Raw genomic sequence first — 21,124 nt, 5'->3', positions numbered from 1 at the left:
AGGCAGGCGTCAGGCCTGCGGCTGCGCCTCCCAGTGCTGCACCACCTTGCCGTGCTTGTCCACGCTTTCAAGCAGCACGCGAAAACCCCAGAGGCGCGCAACATGCTTGATCACTTCCTGGACGTCGTCGGTGAGCGTCCTGTCGTTGTGGCGGCTGTGGCGCAGCGTCAGTGAGCGGTTCCCGCGCACGTCCACGTCCCAGACCTGGATGTTGGGCTCGCGGTAGTTCAGGTCATGCTGGCGCGACAGCGCCTCGCGCACATGCCGGTAACCGTCGGCGTCGTGGATGGCCGCCACCTCCAGCTCAGGCTGGCCGGCATCGTCCACCACGGAAAAAAGGCGGAACTCGCGTATCAAATGGGGCGACAGGTATTGCCCGATGAAACTCTCATCGCGGAAATGCCGCATCGCGTAATCCAGCGTCTCCCGCCAGTCCGAGCCCGCAACATCCGGCAGCCACAGCCGGTCTTCATCCGTGGGCGACTGGCAAATACGCTTGAGGTCGGTGAACATGGCAAACCCCAGCGCATAGGGGTTGACGCCGCTATAGGCCGGGTGTGTCACCGGCGGCTGGTAAATGACGTTGGTGTGCGACCGCAGGCATTCGATCATGAATCCGTCGGTCAGCAAGCCCTCTTCGTACATGGTATTGAGCAGCGTGTAATGCCAGAACGTGGCCCAGCCCTCGTTCATGATCTGGGTCTGGCGCTGCGGGTAAAAGTACTGGCCTATCTTGCGCACGATGCGGATCACCTCGCGTTGCCAGGGCTCCAGCAGGGGCGCATTTTTTTCGATGAAATACAGGATGTTTTCCTGCGGCTCCGGCGGAAAACGGCGACTGGGCTTTTCTGCCGGCTTGTCGGCTGATCTGGGCACCGTACGCCACAAGTCGTTGAGCTGCTGCTGCAAATAGGCCTCGCGGTCCTTGCGCCGGCTCTCTTCCTCCGCGAGCGACAACTTCTGCGAGCGCTGGTAGCGGTCCACGCCATGGCTCATCAGCGCATGGCAGGAGTCCAGCAACTGTTCGACGGGCTCCCAGCCGTGGCGCTCCTCGCACTCGCTGATGTAGGCCCGCGCGTAGACCAGGTAATCGATGATGGCGGCGGCATCGGTCCACATCTGGAACAGGTAGTTGCCCTTGAAGAAGGAGTTGTGGCCGTAGCAGGCATGGGCCATCACCAGCGCCTGCATGGGCATGGTGTTTTCTTCCATCAGGTAGGCGATGCAAGGGTTGGAATTGATCACGACCTCGTAAGCCAGCCCCATCTGGCCGCGGCGGTAATTTTTCTCCGTCGAGATGAACTGCTTGCCGAAGGACCAGTGCCGGTAATTGACCGGCATGCCCACCGACGCATAGGCATCAATCATCTGCTCGGCGGTGATGACTTCAAGCTGCACCGGGTAAGTGTCCAGGCCGAAGGACTTCGCCGTCCGCGCAATCTCGCCGTGGTAGAGCTCGATCAACTCGAAGGACCAGTCGGACGGGCTGGGCAGGCAGGCGCGCCGGCGCCCTGTACCGGATACACCGGACAAGCCCGGGGCCGCGACTTCGGCAGGCTTTTTCGCACTGGTCTTTGTCATGGCTTGACGCCTTTTTTGAACAGTTCCCTGAACACCGGAAAGATCTCGTCGGCGGCGGCGACTTTGCGCATCGCGAAGTTCCGGTTGTCCTCCTGCACCTGGGTGTACTCCTCCCAGAGGTTCTGGTCTTCTTCACCGACCTGGACATAGGCGAAATACCGCGACACCGGCAGCAGCTTGCCGACCAGCAGTTCGCGGCAGCGGGCCGAATCCTGGTGCCAGTTGTCGCCGTCCGAGGCCTGGGCGCCGTAAATATTCCAGTCGCCGGGCGGGTAGCGCTCCTGGATGATCTGGTGCATCAAGGCCAGGGCGCTGGACACCACGGTACCGCCGGTCTCGGTCGACTGGAAAAACTCCTCTTCGGACACCTCGGTCGCCTGGGTGTGGTGGCGGATGAAGACGACGTCTGTCCTCTCGTAATGCTTTTTGAGGAACAGGTACAGCAGGATAAAAAACCGTTTGGCGATGTCCTTGCGTGTTTCATCCATCGAGCCCGAGACATCCATCAGGCAGAACATAACCGCCTTGGCGCTGGGCTGCGGTACCCTGACCCGATTGCGGTAACGCAGGTCGAAGGGGTCAAAAAACGGGATGGTCTTGAGCCGCCGGCGAAGCACGTCGATCTGCGTTTTCAGGGCCAGAATCTCGCCCGGCAAGGCGGGCGCCCCGCGCTCGGCCAGCGCCAGCTGCGCCTCCAGCTCATGCAATTGCCGCCGGGTTTCCCCGCCTATGGCGATGCGCCGGCTCAGCGCCACCCGCAGCGAACGCACGATGTGCAGGTTGGTCGGCGTTCCGTCCGAGATGAAACCGGCGCGGCGCGACTTCCATTCCGGCGCATCGGGCAGAAGCTGGGTGCGAATCAGGTCGGGCAGCGCGAGGTCGTCAAAGAAATACTGCATGAACTCTTCGCGCGTGATGCGAAAGACAAAGTCGTCTTCGCCTACGCCGTCGGGGCTGGCCTCGCCGCCCGAGCCGCCGCCGCGGCCACCCTGCGGCTTGGCGATGCGGTCGCCGCGCACGTATTCGCGGTTGCCGGGATGCACGCTCTCGCGCGTGCCGCCGGTGTGCTCAAACACCGGCTGGTACACGTCGCGCCGCGGCAGGGTGACGTCTTCGCCCTGTTCGATGTCATGGATGCTGCGGCCGGCGACGGCGCGGCGCACGGTATCGCGTATCTGCTCGCGAAAGCGGCGCAGGAAGCGCTCGCGGTTGCCTATGGACTTGTTCTTGCCCGACAACCGCCTGTCAATGACTTGCTGGAGCACGGTGATCTCCGGTCAGATACACATGACACATGGCGCACCCGCCGCGGCGCGCCATGGACTCAGGAACTCTTGCGCACCCGCAGGTACCAGTCGCACAGCAGGCGGACCTGGCGCGTGGTATAGCCCTTGGCGACCATGCGGTTTACGAAGTCCTCGTGTTTTTGCTGCTCGTCCGCGCTGGCCTTGGCGTTGAAGGAAATCACCGGCAACAGGTCCTCGGTATTCGAGAACATTTTTTTCTCGATCACGGTCCGCAGCTTTTCATAGCTGGTCCACAAGGGGTTCTTGCCGGCATTGTTGGCGCGCGCGCGCAGCACAAAATTGACAATCTCGTTGCGGAAGTCTTTCGGGTTGCTGATGCCGGCCGGCTTCTCGATTTTTTCGAGCTCGGCATTGAGCGCCGAGCGGTCGAAAATTTCCCCGGTATCGGTGTCACGGTATTCCTGGTCCTGGATCCAGAAATCGGCATAAGTCACGTAGCGGTCGAAAATATTCTGGCCGTATTCCGAATAGGACTCCAGGTAAGCCGTCTGGATTTCCTTGCCGATGAACTCGGCATACCGCATGGCCAGGATTTCCTTGATGTAGGCCAGGTACTTCTGCTCGGTCTCCGGCGGGAACTGCTCGCGCTCTATCTGCTGCTCCAGCACATACATCAGGTGCACCGGGTTGGCCGCGATCTCGGTGGAGTCGAAGTTGAACACCTTGGACAGGATCTTGAAGGCAAATCGCGTCGAGATGCCGTTCATGCCCTCGTCGACGCCCGCGTAGTCGCGGTACTCCTGGTAGCTCTTGGCTTTCGGGTCGGTGTCCTTGAGGTTTTCGCCGTCATACACCTGCAGCTTGCTGAAGATGCTGGAACTCTCGGGTTCCTTCAGGCGCGTCAGCACGGCAAACTGCGCCATCATCTTCAAGGTGCCGGGCGCACAGATGGCCTCGCGCAGCGAGGAGTTGTGAATCAGTTTTTCATAGATCCGGATTTCTTCCGACACGCGCAGGCAGTACGGAATCTTGACGATGTAGATCCGGTCCAGGAAAGCCTCATTGTTCCGGTTGTTCTTGAAGGCCTTCCACTCGCTTTCGTTGGAGTGCGCCATCACGATGCCGTCGAAGGGAATGGCGCCGAAGCCTTCCGTGCCCTTGAAGTTGCCCTCCTGGGTGGCTGTCAGCAAGGGGTGCAGCACCTTGATGGGTGCCTTGAACATCTCGACAAATTCCAGCAAACCCTGGTTGGCCAGGCACAGGCCGCCGGAATAGCTGTAGGCATCGGGATCGTCCTGGGCATAGGTTTCCAGTTTGCGGATGTCGATCTTGCCGACCAGCGAGGAAATGTCCTGGTTGTTCTCGTCCCCGGGCTCGGTCTTGGAAATGGCGCATTGCTTCAGGATGGAAGGAAAGCGCTTGACCACGCGAAAACGCCGGATGTCGCCGCCGTATTCCTCGAGGCGCTTGACCGCCCACGGCGACATCACCCGCTGCAGGTAGCGCGGCGCAATGCCGTACTGCGCTTCGAGCAGGGGGGCGTCCTCGGTGTTGTTGAACAGGCTGAGCGGCGACTCATTGACCGGCGAGCCTTTCAGCGCATAAAAGGGCACCTGCTCCATCAGCTGTTTAAGCCGCTCGGCGATCGACGACTTGCCGCCGCCCACGGGGCCCAGCAGGTACAGGATTTGTTTTTTCTCTTCCAGGCCCTGCGCGGCATGGCGGAAGTAGGAAACCACCTGCTCGATGGGATCCTCCAGGCCGTAGAAATCCTTGAATGCCGGGTAAATCTTGATGACCTTGTTGCCGAACACGCGCGACAGGCGCTGGTCGTGCCGGGTATCCAGCAGCTCCGGCTCGCCGATGGCAGCGAGCATGCGCTCGGCCGCGGTGGCATAGACGAGGGGATCTCGCTTGCAGGCATCGAGGTAGTCCTCGATGGACAGTTCCTCTTCTCGCGTCTGTTCATAACGCGTCAGAAAATTACGGACGACATCCATAAATCCTCCTTTGCGCGCGGGTACCGAAGAACCCCGACTCGAGATGGAAACCTGCTCCAGATTCCGCGCTATGCATCGAACTTTTGTCTCACACCAGCTGACTGATAGATCGAGACTTCAATGGAAAGTTCCAACGAACTATCGACTCCATTATTTTCCAAATGCGCGAATAGGTACAGCGTATTTTTTAACGAATGCGACTGATGTGTATGCGTGTGTGCACATGCCGGTAGCGGTGTGCGCTTGTCATGCCGGTCGTTGAGCTTGCTATATTTTCAATAGCTGATCATGCAGATGATCAGACAGCTCCGGGAGATTTTGTTGAGAACGCGATTTGCTTGCCGCTATCCATTTCAAGATGCGGCCGCATTCAAAAGACAAAACTCATGCACACACGTTGCGCGAACAAACAGCAGGACGCAAGCCGAAGTCGCCAACGCGTGTCAGGAATTTCAAGTTCCTTCTGTCAGTATGGGCCTTGAATGTTTTTTCGTCAGCCCCTTGCCGGCGCCCGTTACAAAAAATACGCCGGGCAAGATCAATGCAGCGCCCACCGCGTGGTGCCAGCCCAACGGTTCGCCCAACACACCCCAGGCGGCCAGCCCCGCATACAAAGGCCCGAGATACAGCGACACCGCCACGCGGCTGGCGCCCAGGATTTTTTGCGCCCAGCCGTAAATCCAGTAGGCGCCCAGCCCCGGCACAATCGCGGCCACCACAATCAGCCACAGGCCGTAGCCGCTCAGCGGCAAGGCTTGCGGCCGTGACATTTCCCACACCGTCAAGGGAAGCAGCACCAGGGTGCCGCCTATGCAGATGGCGGCCAGGCGGGCCGTGGCGCCCAACGGGCTGGGCCACTGCTTTTGCAGCAAGGCATAAGCCGCCCAGGACACCGTGGCGGCCACGATCCACAGGTCTCCGGCCGAGAACTGCACGCCGGCCAGCGCGGTCCACTGGCCTTTGACCACCACATGCACCACGCCGGCAATGGCCAGCACCACGCCCAGACCCTGGCGCAGGCTCAGGCGCTCGCCCAGCCAGACCACCGCGCCCAGGCCTATCAGCACCGGCGAGGCCGAATAAATCAGCGCGATGTTCATCGCCCCCGTGGAACGCGCCCCCTGGTAAACCCAGGCGCCGCAAATCACCATGCCCAGGGTGCCCAAGACCAGGTACTGCCACCAGACCTTGGCGATGTGCGCCCGCTGGCGCCACAGCTCGGACCGGGTCAGCAACAGCAGAAGCAGCGCCGCCAGGCCCCAGCGGCCAAAGGCTAGCAGATAAGGGCCTATCACGCCCGGCGCCTTGCGCGCCACGATGTAGTTGACCGTCCATAGCGCCGGCACCAGCCAGAGCAGGGCCAGCGCCCGGCGCGCCTGTTTTTGCGCGGAATCAGGCATGGGCCATGGTGGCGGCATCGGCCAGCGCCGATGGCGATACAGCCGGCATTTCATGCGCCAGCGCCATCACGGCATGCGGCGACATGTCGCGCAGGCGATGGTCGCTCCAGACCTGGCGCCAGCGCCGCGCGCCGGGCAGGCCGTTGCGCAGGCCCAGCATGTGGCGCGCGATGGCGCTCCTGGGCGTGCCATGCTCGGCGGCCTCGCGCACCATGTAGTCGCACATCTGCGACTCCACGGCCTCGCGGCTCAGCGGGGATTCGGCGGCGCCGAAGAATGCGCTGTCCCAGGACGCCAGCCACCAGGGGTTGTGATAGGCCTCGCGGCCTATCATCACGCCGTCAAGCGCGGCCAGGTGCCCGGCCACCTCTTCCTGCGTGTTGATGCCGCCGTTGATGCAAATCCCCAGGTACGGAAATTCGCGCTTGAGGCGGTGCACGAGTTCATAGCGCAGCGGCGGGACCTCGCGGTTTTCCTTGGGCGAAAGGCCCTTGAGCCAGGCGTTGCGGGCATGCACGATAAAGACCTTGCAGCCGGCCTCGCTGACCGTGCCCACAAAGTCGCGCACAAATTCGTAGCTCTCGCCCTTGTCGATGCCTATGCGGTGCTTCACCGTGACCGGCACGGCAACCACGTCGACCATGGCTTTCACGCAATCGGCCACCAGCTGCGGCTCGGCCATCAGGCAGGCGCCGAAGGCGCCGCGCTGCACGCGCTCACTGGGGCAGCCGCAGTTGAGGTTGATTTCGTCATACCCCCATTGCTCGCCCAGCCTGGCGCACTGTGCCAGGTCGGCCGGTTCGCTGCCGCCCAGTTGCAAGGCCACGGGATGCTCTTCGGCATTGAAGCGCAGATGGCGCTCCACGTCGCCGTGGATCAGTGCGCCCGTGGTCACCATCTCGGTGTAGAGCAAGGCATGGCGCGACAGCAGCCGGTGGAAGTGGCGGCAATGCCTGTCGGTCCAGTCCATCATGGGGGCCACGCTCAGGCGCCAGGGATGGCCGGCGCCCGGAGGGTGCGAGAAAGAAGTGGTGGAAACCGCAAGAGGCATGGCCGCATTTTCCCAGAAAGGCCGCGGCCCGCGGCACCAAGGGTTTTGCGCCGGCGCCGGCGGCGCCGTTACATGTGCGGGCAACCGCCATTTTTCATCAAACCACCATGCGGCCGGGGCGGCAAGCCGGGTAATATGAGCGCTCCATTCTTTGTAGCACCAGGCCATGCTTGAGACGCAAAAATCCATGACGACCACCATGCCGCGAACCCGGACCACGCAACGCCCCGCCCCCTACCTTCACCGCCTGCGCCCGCTGACCCTGCTCGCGCCGCTGGCCCTGCTGGCTGCCTGCACCTCGGTTCCGCTGCCGCCATGGACACCGCCTTCGGCACAGCCCGCCGGTGTCGCTCCGGCTCCCGCCGCGCCGCGCCCGACCCCGCCGGCTGCCGTGCAGGTAACGCCCGTACCGGCAGCCCCGGCCGTGCAGCCCTCCCCGCCCGCCGCCCAGGGTGAGGCGCCCGCCCCTTACAGCGCCGCCGTTGCCGCCCGCTTCCCGGCGCCTTCGGTGACCTACAACACGCCCGGCCTGCAGGCAGGCCGCAGCAGCTTCACCACCCAGGCCGAAATCCAGGCCTGGCTGCGCGAACAGGCAGCGGCCGCCACGCGCACGCCGGGCCTGCGGGCCAGCGTGCTGCCGATAGGCCGCTCGCAGCGCGGCGAAGCGCTGGAGGCGCTGGTGCTGACGCGCGCCGGTGGCACGGACCCGGCCGTCATGCAGGCCGCCGGCAAGCCCACGGTGCTGCTGGTCGGCCAGCAGCACGGCGACGAGCCGGCCGGCAGTGAGGCGCTGCTGGTGATCGCGCGCGAACTCGCGCAGGGCCTGCTGCAGCCGGCGCTCGAGCGCATCAATGTGGTCATCGTTCCGCGCGGCAATCCCGACGGCGCCGCCATCGACCAGCGCGCCACCAGCGGCGGGCTGGACATGAACCGCGACCACCTGCTGCTGAACACGCCCGAAGCCCAGGCGCTGGCCCGGCTGGCCCGCGACTACAAGCCGACCGTGGTGGTCGATGCCCATGAATACACGGTGGTGGGCCGCTACCTGCAGAAATTCGGCGCGGTGCAGAAGTTCGACGCGCTGTTCCAGTACGCCACCACCGCCAACCTGCCCGAGTTTTTGACCAAGGCCGCCGAAGAGTGGTACCGCCGCCCGCTGCTGGCCGCGCTCAAAGGCCAGAACCTCAGCAGCGAGTGGTACTACACCACCTCCGGCGACCTTGCCGACAAAAAAATCTCCATGGGCGGCACCCAGCCCGACACCGGCCGCAACGTGAACGGGCTGAAAAACGCCATCAGCCTGCTGGTCGAGACGCGCGGCGTCGGCATAGGCCGGCTGCACATCCAGCGGCGAGTGCATACCCAGGTCACGGCCATCTCCAGCGTGCTGGCCAGCACCGCCCAGCGCGCCAATGAATTGCAGCAGCTGCGCCCCTACCTCGACAAGGAAGTCAGCGCCCAGGCCTGCAAGGAGCAGGCCATCGTCGAAGCCGCCCCCACCGCCGCCCAGTACGAACTGCTGATGCTGGACCCGGTCACCGGCGCCGACAAAGCCGTCAGCGTGGACTGGGATTCCGCGCTGGCGCTGCGCACCCTGAAGGCCCGGGCACGCCCCTGCGGCTACTGGCTGTCGGCCGCGTCCACCGTGGCCGTCGACAGGCTGCGCCTGCACGGCGTGCAGGTCCTGCGCGTGGCCGAGCAGGGTTCCATGCTGGGCGACAGCTACCGCGAAACGGCCAGCACCTCGGGCGAGCGCCAGGACGTGCGCGGTACCATCGCCGACGGCAACGCCATCATCAAGGTGCAGGTCAGCCTGGCGCGCGGCGTGGTCGACGTGCCGCGCGGCAGCTATTACGTGCCGCTCAACCAGCCCATGGCCAACCTCGTGATGGCGGCGCTGGAGCCCGATACCCAGAGCAGCTTTTTTGCCAACCAGATTTTGCAAGGGTTGCAAAGCACGGTGCGCGTGATGGCTGAGCCCACTATCAAACTCGAAGAGCTGTAGCCCCCACGCTTTTCACTTCGAGCCTGCGGCGCGCTGCCCCATTCCTCACATAAAGGGGGGCGCTGCGCCTGCGGCCCGGCAAAGCCGGTTCCGCGGCCCATGCTGGCATAAGAGATAAGCCTTGGGCACATCTTGACGACTGCGTCTTACAGGAAGAGGATGTAAGCGCTGACCGGAAATACCCAGTTTCCGCGCCTTAATGATTCGTTGTTGCAACGCAATGCATGAAAGGACTCGCCATGAAGCACTTTGAGCTGACCAAAAAAATGCTCAGTATGGGCGGTGTGTTTTACCCCACCGGATACGCCTTCATCATGTTCCCGGACGCCGACGACGCCAGACATGTGGCGCATGAGCTGGAAGTGGCCAGCGACGGCGTCATGCTGCTGACGCCCGAAGACATCATCGCCGACATCAGCCGCGCCGACGGCCATTCGGACGTGCGCCTGCCGCGCGTCGGCACCGAAGGCGCCACGGTCCACAAATACGTGGACCTGGCCCGCGAGGGCCACCATGCGCTGATGATTCCCGTGCCCAACAAGGACGCCACGGAGCGCATCATGGAGGTGGTGCGCAAAGTGCCTTTCTCTTATGCGCAGAAGTACCACAGCCTGGCCATCGAAGACCTCGAATAGAGAGGCTGCCCCGCAAGATGCGGGGGCAATCCTTGCCGATTGAACGCCCTGGCGGGTTAAGAACCTGTTTACGGTCTAAACGGGACCGCGTTGGGGTGCAATCGGGATGAGTGGGCCGACCGGGCACGCCGCATGGGCTAATGCCCATGCAAGGGCCTGGGTGGCTCAATCGCCCGACCGCCCAGCCGGCCGGCTGGGCGTCGTGCGGCTGCCCCAACGGGGATGCAAACGCGACCGCGTTTGCGTCACCCCAACCCGGAGGGCAAACCCTTTCTCGGGCGGTCTGCGGCGTTGCGGCGCTAGCCCATAGGTGAACTATGGGCGTCGCGCCGCGCCTTGCATCCCATCTCGAGAAGGGGTTTGCGCGGCCCCGTTTAGACCGTAAACAGGTTCTCAGGCACACTGCGCCTCATGCCATCGACACCGACGCCCCGCACCCGGCAACTGATTGAACAGCTGCAACTGCAGCCCCACCCGGAAGGCGGCTGGTACCGCGAGGTGTTCCGCTCCGCGGGCCAGGTCATGCCGCAGGACGGCAGGCCCGCGCGCAGCGCCCTGACCTCGATTTATTTCCTGCTCGAAACCGCGCAGCACTCGCGCTGGCACCGCGTGCTGTCCGACGAGGTGTGGGTGCACCTGGAAGGCGCGCCGCTGGAGCTCTGGACCTGGGACGCGGCGGACAGCCGCCTGCACAGCGCCGCCCTGGGCCCCGTGAGCGCCGCCGCCCTGCCCCAGCATGTAGTGGCGGCCGGCTTGTGGCAGGCCGCCAGGCCCAGGGCCGGTGATGCCGCGGGCTACACACTGGTGGCCTGCATGGTCGGGCCGGGCTTTGATTTTTCGGACTTCAGCATGATGGCGCCGGGCGGCAGCGAAGCCCGGCGTCTCGCCGCCGACCACCCGCAGCTGGCGTACCTGACCTGACGCACTTCACTTTGGAGGATTCCCATGATTGACCTGCACTACTGGCCCACGCCCAACGGATGGAAGATCTCCATCATGCTGGAGGAATGCGGCCTGCCCTACCGCCTGCACCCCGTCAACATCGGCAAGGGCGAGCAGTTCGCGCCGGACTTCCTGGCGATCAGCCCCAACAACCGCATGCCGGCCATCGTCGACCATGCGCCCGCCGGCGGCGGCGCACCCGTGGCGGTATTTGAAAGCGGCGCCATCCTGCTTTACCTGGCCGAAAAAAGCGGCCGTTTCCTGCCCACGGGCCTGCGCGAGCGCTACCAGGCCCTGCAGTGGCTGATGTGGCAGATGGGCGGGCTGGGCCCCATGGCCGGGCAAAACGGCCACTTTCTTTTATACGCACCCGACAAGATCCCTTACGCCATAGACCGTTACGGCAAGGAGGTGGACCGGCTTTACGGGGTGCTCGATGCGCAGCTGGCACGCACGGGCGCGTTTGTGGCCGGCGCCGATTATTCCATTGCCGACATGGCCATCTTCCCCTGGGTACGCACCCACAAGGCGCAGCAGGTGGACCTGCAAAAATTCCCGCATATGCAGCGCTGGTACGACGCCTTGTTCGAGAGGCTGGCCGTCAAACGCGGGCTGGACCTGGGCAAGGAGCTGCGTGCGCCGGCCCTGACCGAAGAGGCGCGCAAAGCCTTGTTCGGCCAAACTTCGCAAAGCGTGCGCGAGGGCGCGCACAAGATGTCCTGACTTCCCCCACAAAAAACAGCCCCCAAGAGACACACCATGATTGAATTTTTCTTCGACTGCTCCAGCCCCTGGACCTATATCGCCTTTCGCAACATCCAGCCGCTGGCGGCCGAACTCGAGGAGACCATCAACTGGAAACCCGTACTGGTGGGCGGCATCTTCAACAGCGTCAACAAAGGCATTTACGCGTCGCGCGAAGACATGGACACGCCCAAGAACCGCTACATGCTCAAGGACGTGCGCGACAACGCGCGCGAAGCCGGCCTGAAGATCGCCTTCCCGCCCAAAATATTCCCGGTCAACAGCGTCAAGGCCATGCGCGGCTGCCTGTGGATTGCGCAGGATGCCGCGGCGCAGCCGCATTACCTCGCTTTCATCGAAGCCACTTTCGCGGCCTATTTCACGCGCGAGGAAGACATCTCGCAGGACGAGGTGCTGGCCGCGATTTGCCGGCAGGTGGGCATTGATGCCGAGGCTTTCCTGGCAGGCATCGCCCGGCCCGACATCAAGGAGCAACTCAAGGCCAACACCGACGAAGCCATACGCCGCGGCGCCTTCGGCTCGCCCACCTTTTTTGTGGGCGAAGACATGTATTTCGGCAACGACAGGCTGGCACTGGTGCGCTCGGCCGTGCTGCGGGCCAGGGCGAAGAACTAGGACTCACCAGGCTTGCGCGTCTATCGCGTGCCTGACTTTTTGCAGCGCCTCACGCAGCGTTTCCAGCCCCACCGATCCCAGGGCCAGGCGGATGGCATGCGGCACCTGGGCGGTGGTGGCGAAGGCTTCGGCCGTGGACACCGATATCCCCTCGCGCATGAGCGCCGCGGCAAGCTTGTCGGCCCGCTGTTCCTCCGCCATCGGAAGCCAGACGAAATAAGAGGACGGATGGCGCACACAGCGCAGCCCCGCGAAGACCTCGGCGGCAATCGCCTGGCGGGCTTCAGCGTCGCTGCGTTTTTCCGATTCGAGGCGGGCGACCGTGCCATCTTCCAGCCAGCCGCAGGCCAGCGCCGTCATCACGCCGGGCGTATTCCAGGTGCTGGCCCTGATCGCGCGCTCCAGCCTGGGAACGTCCCCAGCCGGTGCGGCAACAAAGCCGACACGCAAGCCGGTTGCCACACTCTTGGAAAGCCCCGACACATAAACCGTAATTTCGGGGGCCAGCGCCGCCAGCGGGGCTGGCGGGTCCTGGGCGAGAAAAGCATAGGCCGCATCCTCGATGATGAGCAGGCCATGCCGCCGGGCAATGGCCACCAGCTGGCGCCGGCGGCTCGGACCCATGACCCAGCCCAGGGGGTTGTGCAGCGTCGGCATCGCATAGACGGCGCGTACACGCCGGCGCCGGCACAGGCGCTCCAGCGCGTCCAGGTCGGGGCCGTTGCCGGCCGCCGGAATCGGCGCGAGCTCCAGGCGATGCGCTTGGGCCAGCACCTTGAAGCCCGGATAGCTGAGCGCATCGGCCGCGACCACATCGCCCGGCTGCAGCAGCGCCATGGCGGTGATGGCCAGGCCTTGCTGGGCGCCGTTCACAATCACCACCTGGTCCGCACTCACACTTAAGCCCCGGGATGCGAGGTGGCGCGCCATGGCCGCGCGCTCATGCGGGCGCCCTCCGTGCGGCTGATAGCGCAACAGGGCCTCCAGGTCGCCGGAGGCGGCGAGCTGGCGCAAGCCCTCTCGCAGCAGCTCGGCCTGGCCCGGCAGCGACGGGTAGTTGAAATTCAGGTCCACCATGCCCGAGGCCACGACGTGCTGGTCTATGCCCAGTTCGCGCGCAAGCGTGCTCTCCCGCACAAAGGTGCCGCGGCCTGTTTCGCCGCTGACCAGACCCATGGCCCCGAGCTCCGCATAAACGCGCGTCGCCGTCACCAGCGCCAGGCCATGCTCTTCGGCAAGCCCGCGGTGGGTGGGCAGGCGCGTGCCCGGCGGCAATCGCCCCGCGCGAATGTCCGCTGCGAGCGTATCAACCAGTTGTTTGTAGCGGGCCTGGGCCATAGGGCGATGTATCCATGACAATCATTTGATTGTATTGCGTAGCATGTCTACGATGGTTCCACTTGAATCCATACACCACGGAGAAACCGCCACCATGCACATCGCCATCCTCACCTTTGAAGGCTTTAATGAACTCGACTCGCTGATAGCGCTCGGCATCCTCAACCGCGTCAGGAAGCCGGGATGGCGCGTGTCGATTGCCAGCCCCACCGCGCGCGTGAAGTCCATGAACGGCGTGGTGCTTGAAGCGCAGGCATCGCTGGCCGAAGCCAGCGCCGCCGACGCGGTCATCGTCGGCAGCGGCATGCGTACGCGCGAGGTGGTGGCCGATGCGGCCTTGATGGCGCAGTTGCGGCTGGACCCTTCGCGGCAGTTGCTGGGCGCGCAGTGCTCGGGCACGCTGGTGCTGGCAAAACTCGGGCTGGTTGCCGGCGTGCCGGCCTGCACCGACCTGACGACCAAACCCTGGGTCGAGGAAGCCGGCGTCACCGTGCTGAACCAGCCTTTTGTGGCCAAGGGCAATGTGGCGACGGCCGGCGGCTGCCTGGCCTCGCAATACCTGGCCGCCTGGGTCATTGCCCGCCTGGTGGGCCTGGCGGAGGCGCACGGCGCGATGCATTACGTCGCGCCCGTGGGCGAGAAGGAAGACTACGTCGCGCGCGCGATGCGCAACATCAGGCCTTTCATCGACACGCCGCTCGCCACGGCCTGAGGCACTAGTGGCTTGCGTCCGGCGCTGCGGCCGCGCCGGAACGCTCCAGCACATGGCGCGTCATGGACTGCGCCAGCTCCTGCTCGCCGAGGAAGACCTTGCCGGCCTTCTCGCTGTCGAGCAGCCGTGCTTCGGCCTCGTTGTGGGTACGCACCACGATTTCAATGGCAGGATTGAGCGTGCGCGCCGTCGCCACCATCTGCCGCACGTCCAGGGTGTCGGGCGTGGCGATCACCAGCATGCGCGCCTGCGCGATATGAGCCTGCACCATCACTTCGGCTTCCACGGCGTCGCCTGACACGGCGGCCGTTCCCTCGGCCCGCAGCCGCTCCACCGCCTCGCGATTCTGCTCGGCCACCACAAAGGGGACGTGGTGCGCTTTGAGCGCCTCGGCAATGCGCCGCCCCACCCGCCCATAACCCACCAGCACCACGTGGTTGGACAGATATTTTTCGTCGGTGCTGGCCGGCAGTTCGGCGGTCGGGTCGTCGCGCGCCTCGAGCTTGCGCGCCAGCGGCGACTTCGCCAGTATCCATTGCTGCAGCGGCTGCACCGCCTTGAACACCAGCTGGTTGAGCGCGATGGAGATCAGGGCGCCGGCCAGCACCAGGCTTTGCCCCTCGGGCGGCAGCAGGCCCAGCGAGGCACCCAGGCCGACCAGGATGAAGGAGAACTCGCCGATCTGCGCCAGGCTGGCCGAGACCGTAAGCGCCGTGTTGAGCGGGTAGCGGAAAGCCAGCACCAGCGCGCCGGCCGCGAGTGTCTTGCCGACGATGATGATGGCCACCACGGCCAGCACCTGCAGCGGCCGCTCCAGCAGCACCCAGGGGTCGAAGAGCATGCCCACCGACACAAAAAACAGCACGGCGAAAGCGTCGCGCAGGGGCAGCGACTCCTCGGCGGCGCGGTGGCTGAACTCGGACTCGCGCATCACCATGCCGGCGAAGAAGGCGCCCAGCGCGAAGGACACGCCGAACAGCGCCGTGGCGCCGAAGGCGATGCTCACGGCGGCGGCCACCACGCACAGCGTGAACAGCTCGCGCGAGCCGGTGCGCTGTACCTGCCACAGCACCCAGGGGAAAAAGCGCCGCCCCACCACCAGCATCAGGGCCACAAAGCCGCCCACTTGCAGCAAGGTGATGCCCAGCGTTTTCCACAGCGCGTTGACGTCGGCATCGACCTTGCCCGACAGCCAGCCGCCCAGCGGCGGCAGCAGCACCAGCACAAGCACCATGGCCAGGTCTTCGACGACCAGCCAGCCCACGGCGATGCGCCCGTTGACCGAATCGAGGATGCCGCGGCTTTCCAGCGCGCGCAGCAGCACCACAGTGCTGGCCACGGAAAGCGACAGGCCGAACACCAGCGCGCCGCCCAGGTTCCAGCCCCACCAGTGCGCCAGGCCCATGCCCAGCGCGGTGGCCACCGTCATCTGCACAACGGCACCGGGCACGGCGATCTTGCGCACCGCCAGCAGGTCGTCGAGCGAAAAATGCAGGCCCACGCCGAACATCAGCAGCATCACGCCGATTTCAGCGAGCTGGCTGGCGATCTCCGCGTCGGCCACAAAGCCGGGCGTGAAGGGCCCGATGATCACGCCCGCCAGCAGATAACCCACCAGCGCGGGCAAACGCAGCCGCACGGCAAGAAAGCCAAAGATCAAGGCCAGGCCCAGGCCGGCGGCGATGGTGCTGATCAGGGAGACGCTGTGGGGCATGCGGGAGGGATTCCTTTTAGAAAACGGTTAAGAGCCCATCAAGACTCCAAGGAAGGCCTGCGACGCAGCCCGGCAGGCGGGCTGTCCCCGTAGAACACGTCCGTTCAATTTACTACAGTTGCCTGGGCGCCCAGCTGCCAAATCCCCACGCACCCGCGGGATGTTTGCGAGGGCTGGCCCCAGCAGGCCCCGGGACGGCAGCGTTGAAGCGCTTGCATTGAGGGTAAAACCAGGGGCCCGGCCGCAGGCCCATGCCTACAATGGCCGCATGCCGAACCCCACGTCTTCCGTCAAACGAAATCGGTGGATAGGCTACTGGTGGGCGCCCTTGACGCTGATCGCCCTGGCGCTGGCGGTGATCGCCTACCTGCATCCCTACCAGCCGCTGGCGCTCTCGGATCTTTCGCCCCAGGTGGTCGCCAACGCGGCCGCGCTGGACCCTTCGTTTGGCAAACCCGTCACGCGCTCATTCAAGTACGCCACCCGGCGCAGCTATTCCTCGCCGTCCGGCCAGCTGGAAGTGGAGATTCGCGTGACCCTGCAACCCATGGGAAACGGACTGGTCATGCGCCAGGACGACTGGTTCGACCTGGGGGGCCGCAGCGTGGTCTACCAGGAGCGCTACGTGCTGTTTCGCAACCTGTTTTCGGTGCACACGCGCAGCCGCGAAGTCGCGCCGCTGGTGCACGACCTGATGGGCCGGGTCGGTTGGTACAACGACTCGGTGCAAGCCCTCAAAAGCACGCAGGAAGGCGGAACGCCCGACGCAGCCGCATGGAAGCTGGACCTCACCATGGACAGGCTGTCCGACACCGACGGCAAGAGCCTGACGCTGCAGACCACGCGCTACCAGAGCAGCCGGCACTGCGAGCGTTCCGGGCAGGTGGACGGTTCAGCGATCGGCACCGGCTTCACCGGCTCCTACGCCAGGGTCAATTGCACCAGCCATGCCAGCGAGCAGGCCGCCGAGCGCCGCTCGGACTATGTCTGGCTGCCGGAACACGGCATCTTCCTGTCGTTGGGATTCCAGCAGGCGGCCGAAGCGGCCGAGAAGCCCGGCACCGTGCTGGACGTGAAGGGACGTTATGTTTCTTTCGAGCCTCTGCCCTGAGTTTTTCGCGTCCCTCCTTCTTTGCGCTGAGCCATAAAAAAAACCCGCCGAGGCGGGTTTTTTACCAAGCGCCTGGAAGGCGATCAGCCCATGTGCAGGCCGCCATTGAGCGAGAAGTCCGCGCCGGTCGCATAGCCGCCTTCTTCGGACGCGATCCACGCAATGATGGAGGCGATTTCTTCGGGCTGGCCCAGGCGCTTGGCCGGCACACCCGCGACGATTTTTTCGAGCACGTCGGGGCGGATGGCTTTCACCATGTCGGTGCCGATATAGCCCGGGCTCACGGTGTTGACCGTCACGCCCTTGGCCGCGACCTCCTGCGCCAGCGCCATGGTGAAGCCGTGCAGGCCGGCCTTGGCGGTGGAGTAGTTGACCTGGCCGAACTGGCCCTTCTGGCCGTTGACCGAGGAGATGTTGATGATGCGCCCGAAGCCCGCTTCAATCATGCCCTCGATGACCTGCTTGGTCACGTTGAACATGCTGTTGAGGTTGGTGGAAATCACCGCGTCCCAGTCGGCCTTGCTCATCTTGCGGAACTGGCCGTCGCGCGTGATGCCGGCGTTGTTGACCAGTACCGACACCGGGCCGTGCTCGGCCTTGACCTTGTCGAAGGCCGCGACGGTGGAGTCCCAGTCGCCGACATTGCCCACCGAGGCGTAAAAGGTGTGGCCCAGCGCCTTCTGCTCATCGAGCCACTTGGCATAGTCGCGCGTGGGGCCGCAGCCCGCGATCACCGTGAAACCGTCTTTAGCCAGGCGTTGGCAGATGGCGGTTCCAATGCCGCCCATGCCGCCCGTGACGTACGCTACTTTTTTTGCCATTGCGATCTCCTTGATTGATTTTGTGAACTGTCTTTAACGCTTTTTAACTGCCTGAAAACCGTTGAATGTCCCAACGCGTGCCATGGCTGCGATCACTGCGTATGCAGGATGTGTGCCGGTTGGAGCATTGTGACCCCGGGCTCAGCGCTCCAGGGTCAGGGCTACCCCCATGCCGCCGCCTATGCACAGGCTGGCGATGCCTTTTTTCGCGTCGCGGCGCGCCATCTCGTGCAGCAGCGTCACCAGAATGCGGCAACCGGACGCACCAATCGGGTGGCCGATGGCGATGGCGCCGCCGTTGACGTTGACCTTGCTGGTGTCCCAGCCCATTTCCTTGTTGACCGCGCAGGCCTGGGCCGCGAAGGCTTCGTTGATTTCGAGCAGGTCCAGGTCCTGGGCTTTCCAGCCCGCGCGCTGCAGCGCCTTGGTCGAGGCCGGCACCGGGCCCATGCCCATGTAGGCCGGGTCCAGGCCGGTGGTGGCGTAGCTGGCAATGCGCGCCAGCGGCTTCAGGCCCAGCGCGGCGGCCTTTTTGGCCGTCATGACCATCACGGCGGCGGCGCCGTCGTTCAGGCCCGAGGCATTGCCGGCCGTCACGCCGCCGGCCTTGTCGAAGGCCGGGCGCAGGCCGGCCAGGCCTTCGGCGCTGGTCTTGCGGTTGATGAACTCGTCGGCGGCGAACACCACCGGGTCGCCCTTCTTCTGGGGAATGGTGACGGGGATGATTTCGTCCTTGAACTTGCCGGCGTCCTGCGCGGCCGCGGCCTTGGTCTGGCTGGCCAGGGCCAGCGCGTCCTGCGCGGCGCGGTCAATGCCGTATTTTTTGGCGACGTTCTCGGCGGTGATGCCCATGTGGTACTGGTTGTAGACGTCCCACAGGCCGTCGACGATCATGGAGTCGACCATCTTCCAGTCGCCCATGCGCTGGCCGTCACGCGAGCCGTTGAGCACGTGCGGCGCGGCGCTCATGTTTTCCTGGCCGCCGGCGATCACGATTTCGCTGTCGCCCGTGGCCACGGCCTGGGCCGCGAGCATGACCGACTTGAGGCCAGAACCGCAGACCGCGTTGATGGTCAGGCCCGGGATGCCGTTGGGGAAACCGGCCTTGATGACGGACTGGCGCGCCGGGTTCTGGCCGACGCCGGCCGTGAGCACCTGGCCCATGATGACTTCACCCAATTGCTCGGCGCTCAGGCCGGAGCGCTCCAGCACGCCCTTGATGACGGCCGCGCCGAGTTCGGTCGCGGGGATCTTGGCCAGCGAGCCGCCGAATTTGCCCACCGCGGTGCGGCCGGCTGCAACGATAACGATGTCTTCCATGATGTGTTCCCTTTTTGAAGTTTCTGGAGTGGTTTTTAAACTGTGATGACAGGGCCGCGCGTGCCGGCGCTCAGGCCTTGGCCTTGACGTAGCGGCCCGGCGCGGGCTCTATGACGGTGTATTTGCGGCTGCCGTAGGCCTTGGGCGCTGCGACCTGCTTGCCGGCATGGCCTGTGAGCCAGTCCGACCAGTCCGTCCACCAGCTGCCGGGGTGCTCGGTCGCGCCCTTGAGCCATTCGGCCTGGGTGGCCGGGAATTTGCCCTGCGGCAGCTTGTCACGGGTCCAGTAGCTGCGTTTTTTCTTGGCCGGCGGGTTGATCACGCCGGCGATGTGGCCTGAAGCCCCCATCACAAAACGCTTGGGGCCCGGCAAATGCTGGGTGGAAGCATAAGCGCCACCTATGGGCACGATGTGGTCTTCGCGCGAGCCGTAGAGGTAGACCGGGATGTCGACCTTGCGCAGGTCGACCTTCTGCCCGCAGACCACGGCTTTGCCGGGCTTGACGAGGTTGTTCTCGAAATAGGTGTTGCGCAGGTACCAGGCGTAAAAAGGCCCGGGCAGGTTGGTGGAGTCGCTGTTCCAGTAGAGCAGGTCAAAGGGCGGCGGCGTTTCGCCCTTGAGGTAGTTGCCCACCACATAGTTCCAGACGAGGTCGTTGGGCCGCAAAAAGCTGAAGGTGGAAGCCAGGTCCTGGCCCTTGAGCAAACCGCCCTGCCCCATCTCGGCCTCGCGGTACTTGACCGAGGTTTCGTCGATGAAGATGTCCAGGATGCCGGTGTCGGTGAAGTCCAGGAAGGAAGTCAGCAAGGTGGCGCTGGCCACCGGTTTTTTGCCGCGCGCGGCCAGCACCGACAGCGCCGTGCCCAGGATGGTGCCGCCCACACAAAAGCCCAAGGCGTTCAGCGTTTTGGCGCCGGTGATGTCCTGCACCACTTCGATGGCCTTGATGGCGGCGTGCTCGATGTAGTCGTCCCAGGTCTTGCCGGCCATGGACTCGTCGGGGTTGCGCCAGCTGACCACAAAAGTGCGATGGCCCTGGCTGACCGCGTAGCGGATCAGCGAGTTCTCGGGCTGCAAATCAAGAATGTAGAACTTGTTGATGCAGGGCGGCACCAGCAAAAAGGGCTTTTCATAGACCTTGGCCGTGAGCGGCTTGTATTCGAGCAGCTGGAAGAATTCGTTCTCGAACACCACCGCGCCTTCGGTGGTGGCGACGTTCTTGCCGACCTCGAACACACGCTCGTCGGTCATGGACACATGGCCCTGCTTCATGTCGTGCAGCAGGTTGGTGATGCCCTGGGCAATGCTTTCGCCCTGGCTCTGGATGGCTTTTTGCTGAGCCTCGGCATTGAGCGCCAGGAAATTACTGGGCGCGGTGGCCGCCATCCATTGTTCGACGGCAAAACGCACGCGCGCGCGCGTCTTGGCGTCGGCCTGCACCGCGTCGGCCAGTTCCATCAGGGTGCGGGCATTGAGCAAATAGGTGGAAGCGGAAAATTTCGAGACCGGGTTGGCTTTCCAGGCTTCATTGGAAAAGCGGCGGTCCGAGGCCACCAGGGTGTCGGCACCGTCCTGCAGGCCCTGGTTCCAGAGGGCCGAGGCATCCGCGATGTAGCGCTGCTGCAGTTCCTGGAGCTTGGCCGGGTCGAACTGCAGCAGGGGCTGGCCCTGAGCACCGTTCGCGCCACTCACGCCGTTGGGAAAACCAAAGCCCGCCGGCATGCCGCTTGCCATGGCCCCCATGGCCTGTTGCAGGCCCGCGGCAAAAGTCTCTTGCATCTGACGGGCCGCCTGGGCCCGGTTTGCGTCAGAATCCATTTATATCCCCGATCATGTTGAGTCTCGGTGACTCTTTTGAGCACACCA

At 64.4% G+C, this 21,124-nt stretch carries 17 protein-coding genes; 7 read left to right on the top strand and 10 right to left on the bottom strand.

The window, feature by feature from the left end; genetic code table 11:
• Window positions 1-9: 9 nt before the first annotated feature.
• The 5 genes from ACEN9P_RS20470 to dusA all read right to left on the bottom strand — a co-directional run bounded on the left by ACEN9P_RS20470 (window position 10) and on the right by dusA (window position 7,279).
• Window positions 10-1,581, bottom strand: a complete 1,572-nt coding sequence (locus tag ACEN9P_RS20470) for a SpoVR family protein (protein WP_477662974.1) — start codon at window positions 1,579-1,581, stop codon at window positions 10-12.
• The gene (locus ACEN9P_RS20465; RefSeq protein WP_477701064.1) at window positions 1,578-2,852 is read right to left on the bottom strand and encodes a YeaH/YhbH family protein; all 1,275 of its coding nucleotides are present in this window, start codon (window positions 2,850-2,852) and stop codon (window positions 1,578-1,580) included. The genes ACEN9P_RS20470 and ACEN9P_RS20465 overlap by 4 nt, the downstream gene beginning before the upstream one ends.
• Before the next feature lie 53 nt (window positions 2,853-2,905).
• The gene (locus ACEN9P_RS20460; protein ID WP_477662973.1) at window positions 2,906-4,828 is read right to left on the bottom strand and encodes a PrkA family serine protein kinase; all 1,923 of its coding nucleotides are present in this window, start codon (window positions 4,826-4,828) and stop codon (window positions 2,906-2,908) included.
• 452 nt (window positions 4,829-5,280) lie between these two features.
• Window positions 5,281-6,228 (bottom strand): DMT family transporter, encoded by a 948-nt coding sequence (locus ACEN9P_RS20455; protein ID WP_495620312.1) that lies wholly within the window; start codon window positions 6,226-6,228, stop codon window positions 5,281-5,283.
• Complete coding sequence (dusA, locus tag ACEN9P_RS20450) at window positions 6,221-7,279, bottom strand: tRNA dihydrouridine(20/20a) synthase DusA (RefSeq protein WP_495620311.1); 1,059 nt, start codon at window positions 7,277-7,279, stop codon at window positions 6,221-6,223. The genes ACEN9P_RS20455 and dusA overlap by 8 nt, the downstream gene beginning before the upstream one ends.
• Before the next feature lie 187 nt (window positions 7,280-7,466).
• On the opposite strand from dusA, the gene ACEN9P_RS20445 reads away from it, so the two are divergent.
• From ACEN9P_RS20445 to ACEN9P_RS20425, 5 genes are all read left to right on the top strand, one after another.
• Window positions 7,467-9,284 (top strand): M14 family metallopeptidase, encoded by a 1,818-nt coding sequence (locus ACEN9P_RS20445; RefSeq protein WP_495622204.1) that lies wholly within the window; start codon window positions 7,467-7,469, stop codon window positions 9,282-9,284.
• Between the two features lie 239 nt (window positions 9,285-9,523).
• Complete coding sequence (locus tag ACEN9P_RS20440) at window positions 9,524-9,919, top strand: RNA-binding protein (RefSeq protein WP_477715282.1); 396 nt, start codon at window positions 9,524-9,526, stop codon at window positions 9,917-9,919.
• A gap of 411 nt (window positions 9,920-10,330) precedes the next feature.
• The gene (locus ACEN9P_RS20435) at window positions 10,331-10,840 is read left to right on the top strand and encodes a cupin domain-containing protein (RefSeq protein WP_495620310.1); all 510 of its coding nucleotides are present in this window, start codon (window positions 10,331-10,333) and stop codon (window positions 10,838-10,840) included.
• A gap of 24 nt (window positions 10,841-10,864) precedes the next feature.
• Entirely contained in the window at window positions 10,865-11,584 is a 720-nt protein-coding gene (locus ACEN9P_RS20430) for a glutathione S-transferase N-terminal domain-containing protein (protein ID WP_495620309.1), read from the top strand.
• A gap of 36 nt (window positions 11,585-11,620) precedes the next feature.
• Complete coding sequence (locus ACEN9P_RS20425; protein ID WP_495620308.1) at window positions 11,621-12,241, top strand: 2-hydroxychromene-2-carboxylate isomerase; 621 nt, start codon at window positions 11,621-11,623, stop codon at window positions 12,239-12,241.
• A gap of 3 nt (window positions 12,242-12,244) precedes the next feature.
• On the opposite strand, the gene ACEN9P_RS20420 is transcribed toward ACEN9P_RS20425, so the two are convergent.
• Complete coding sequence (locus ACEN9P_RS20420; RefSeq protein WP_495620307.1) at window positions 12,245-13,579, bottom strand: aminotransferase-like domain-containing protein; 1,335 nt, start codon at window positions 13,577-13,579, stop codon at window positions 12,245-12,247.
• A 94-nt stretch (window positions 13,580-13,673) separates the two neighbouring features.
• Between ACEN9P_RS20420 and ACEN9P_RS20415 the strand changes: the two genes are divergently transcribed.
• Window positions 13,674-14,291, top strand: coding sequence for a DJ-1/PfpI family protein (locus tag ACEN9P_RS20415; RefSeq protein ID WP_495620306.1), 618 nt, complete (start codon window positions 13,674-13,676; stop codon window positions 14,289-14,291).
• Window positions 14,292-14,295: 4 nt separating this feature from the next.
• Here ACEN9P_RS20415 and ACEN9P_RS20410 read toward each other — a convergent pair whose 3' ends face one another.
• The gene (locus tag ACEN9P_RS20410) at window positions 14,296-16,005 is read right to left on the bottom strand and encodes a cation:proton antiporter domain-containing protein (protein ID WP_495620305.1); all 1,710 of its coding nucleotides are present in this window, start codon (window positions 16,003-16,005) and stop codon (window positions 14,296-14,298) included.
• A gap of 268 nt (window positions 16,006-16,273) precedes the next feature.
• On the opposite strand from ACEN9P_RS20410, the gene ACEN9P_RS20405 reads away from it, so the two are divergent.
• Complete coding sequence (locus ACEN9P_RS20405; RefSeq protein ID WP_495620304.1) at window positions 16,274-17,116, top strand: hypothetical protein; 843 nt, start codon at window positions 16,274-16,276, stop codon at window positions 17,114-17,116.
• 83 nt (window positions 17,117-17,199) lie between these two features.
• Here the strand turns inward: ACEN9P_RS20405 and phbB are convergent, their stop codons facing one another.
• From phbB to phaC, 3 genes are all read right to left on the bottom strand, one after another.
• On the bottom strand, window positions 17,200-17,937 hold the full coding sequence (gene phbB / locus ACEN9P_RS20400; protein ID WP_007866947.1) for an acetoacetyl-CoA reductase: 738 nt from the start codon (window positions 17,935-17,937) through the stop codon (window positions 17,200-17,202).
• Between the two features lie 141 nt (window positions 17,938-18,078).
• A complete protein-coding gene (locus ACEN9P_RS20395) occupies window positions 18,079-19,257 on the bottom strand; it encodes an acetyl-CoA C-acetyltransferase (RefSeq protein WP_477662963.1) in 1,179 nt (392 codons plus the stop codon).
• Window positions 19,258-19,327: 70 nt separating this feature from the next.
• On the bottom strand, window positions 19,328-21,076 hold the full coding sequence (phaC, locus tag ACEN9P_RS20390) for a class I poly(R)-hydroxyalkanoic acid synthase (protein WP_477662962.1): 1,749 nt from the start codon (window positions 21,074-21,076) through the stop codon (window positions 19,328-19,330).
• Between the last annotated feature and the right edge of the window lie 48 nt (window positions 21,077-21,124).

The sequence above is a fragment of the Polaromonas sp. Polasp52 genome (assembly GCF_059491565.1).
Note: the sequence above shows the minus strand (reverse complement) of the source record. Positions and strands in the feature narration are given on the sequence as shown.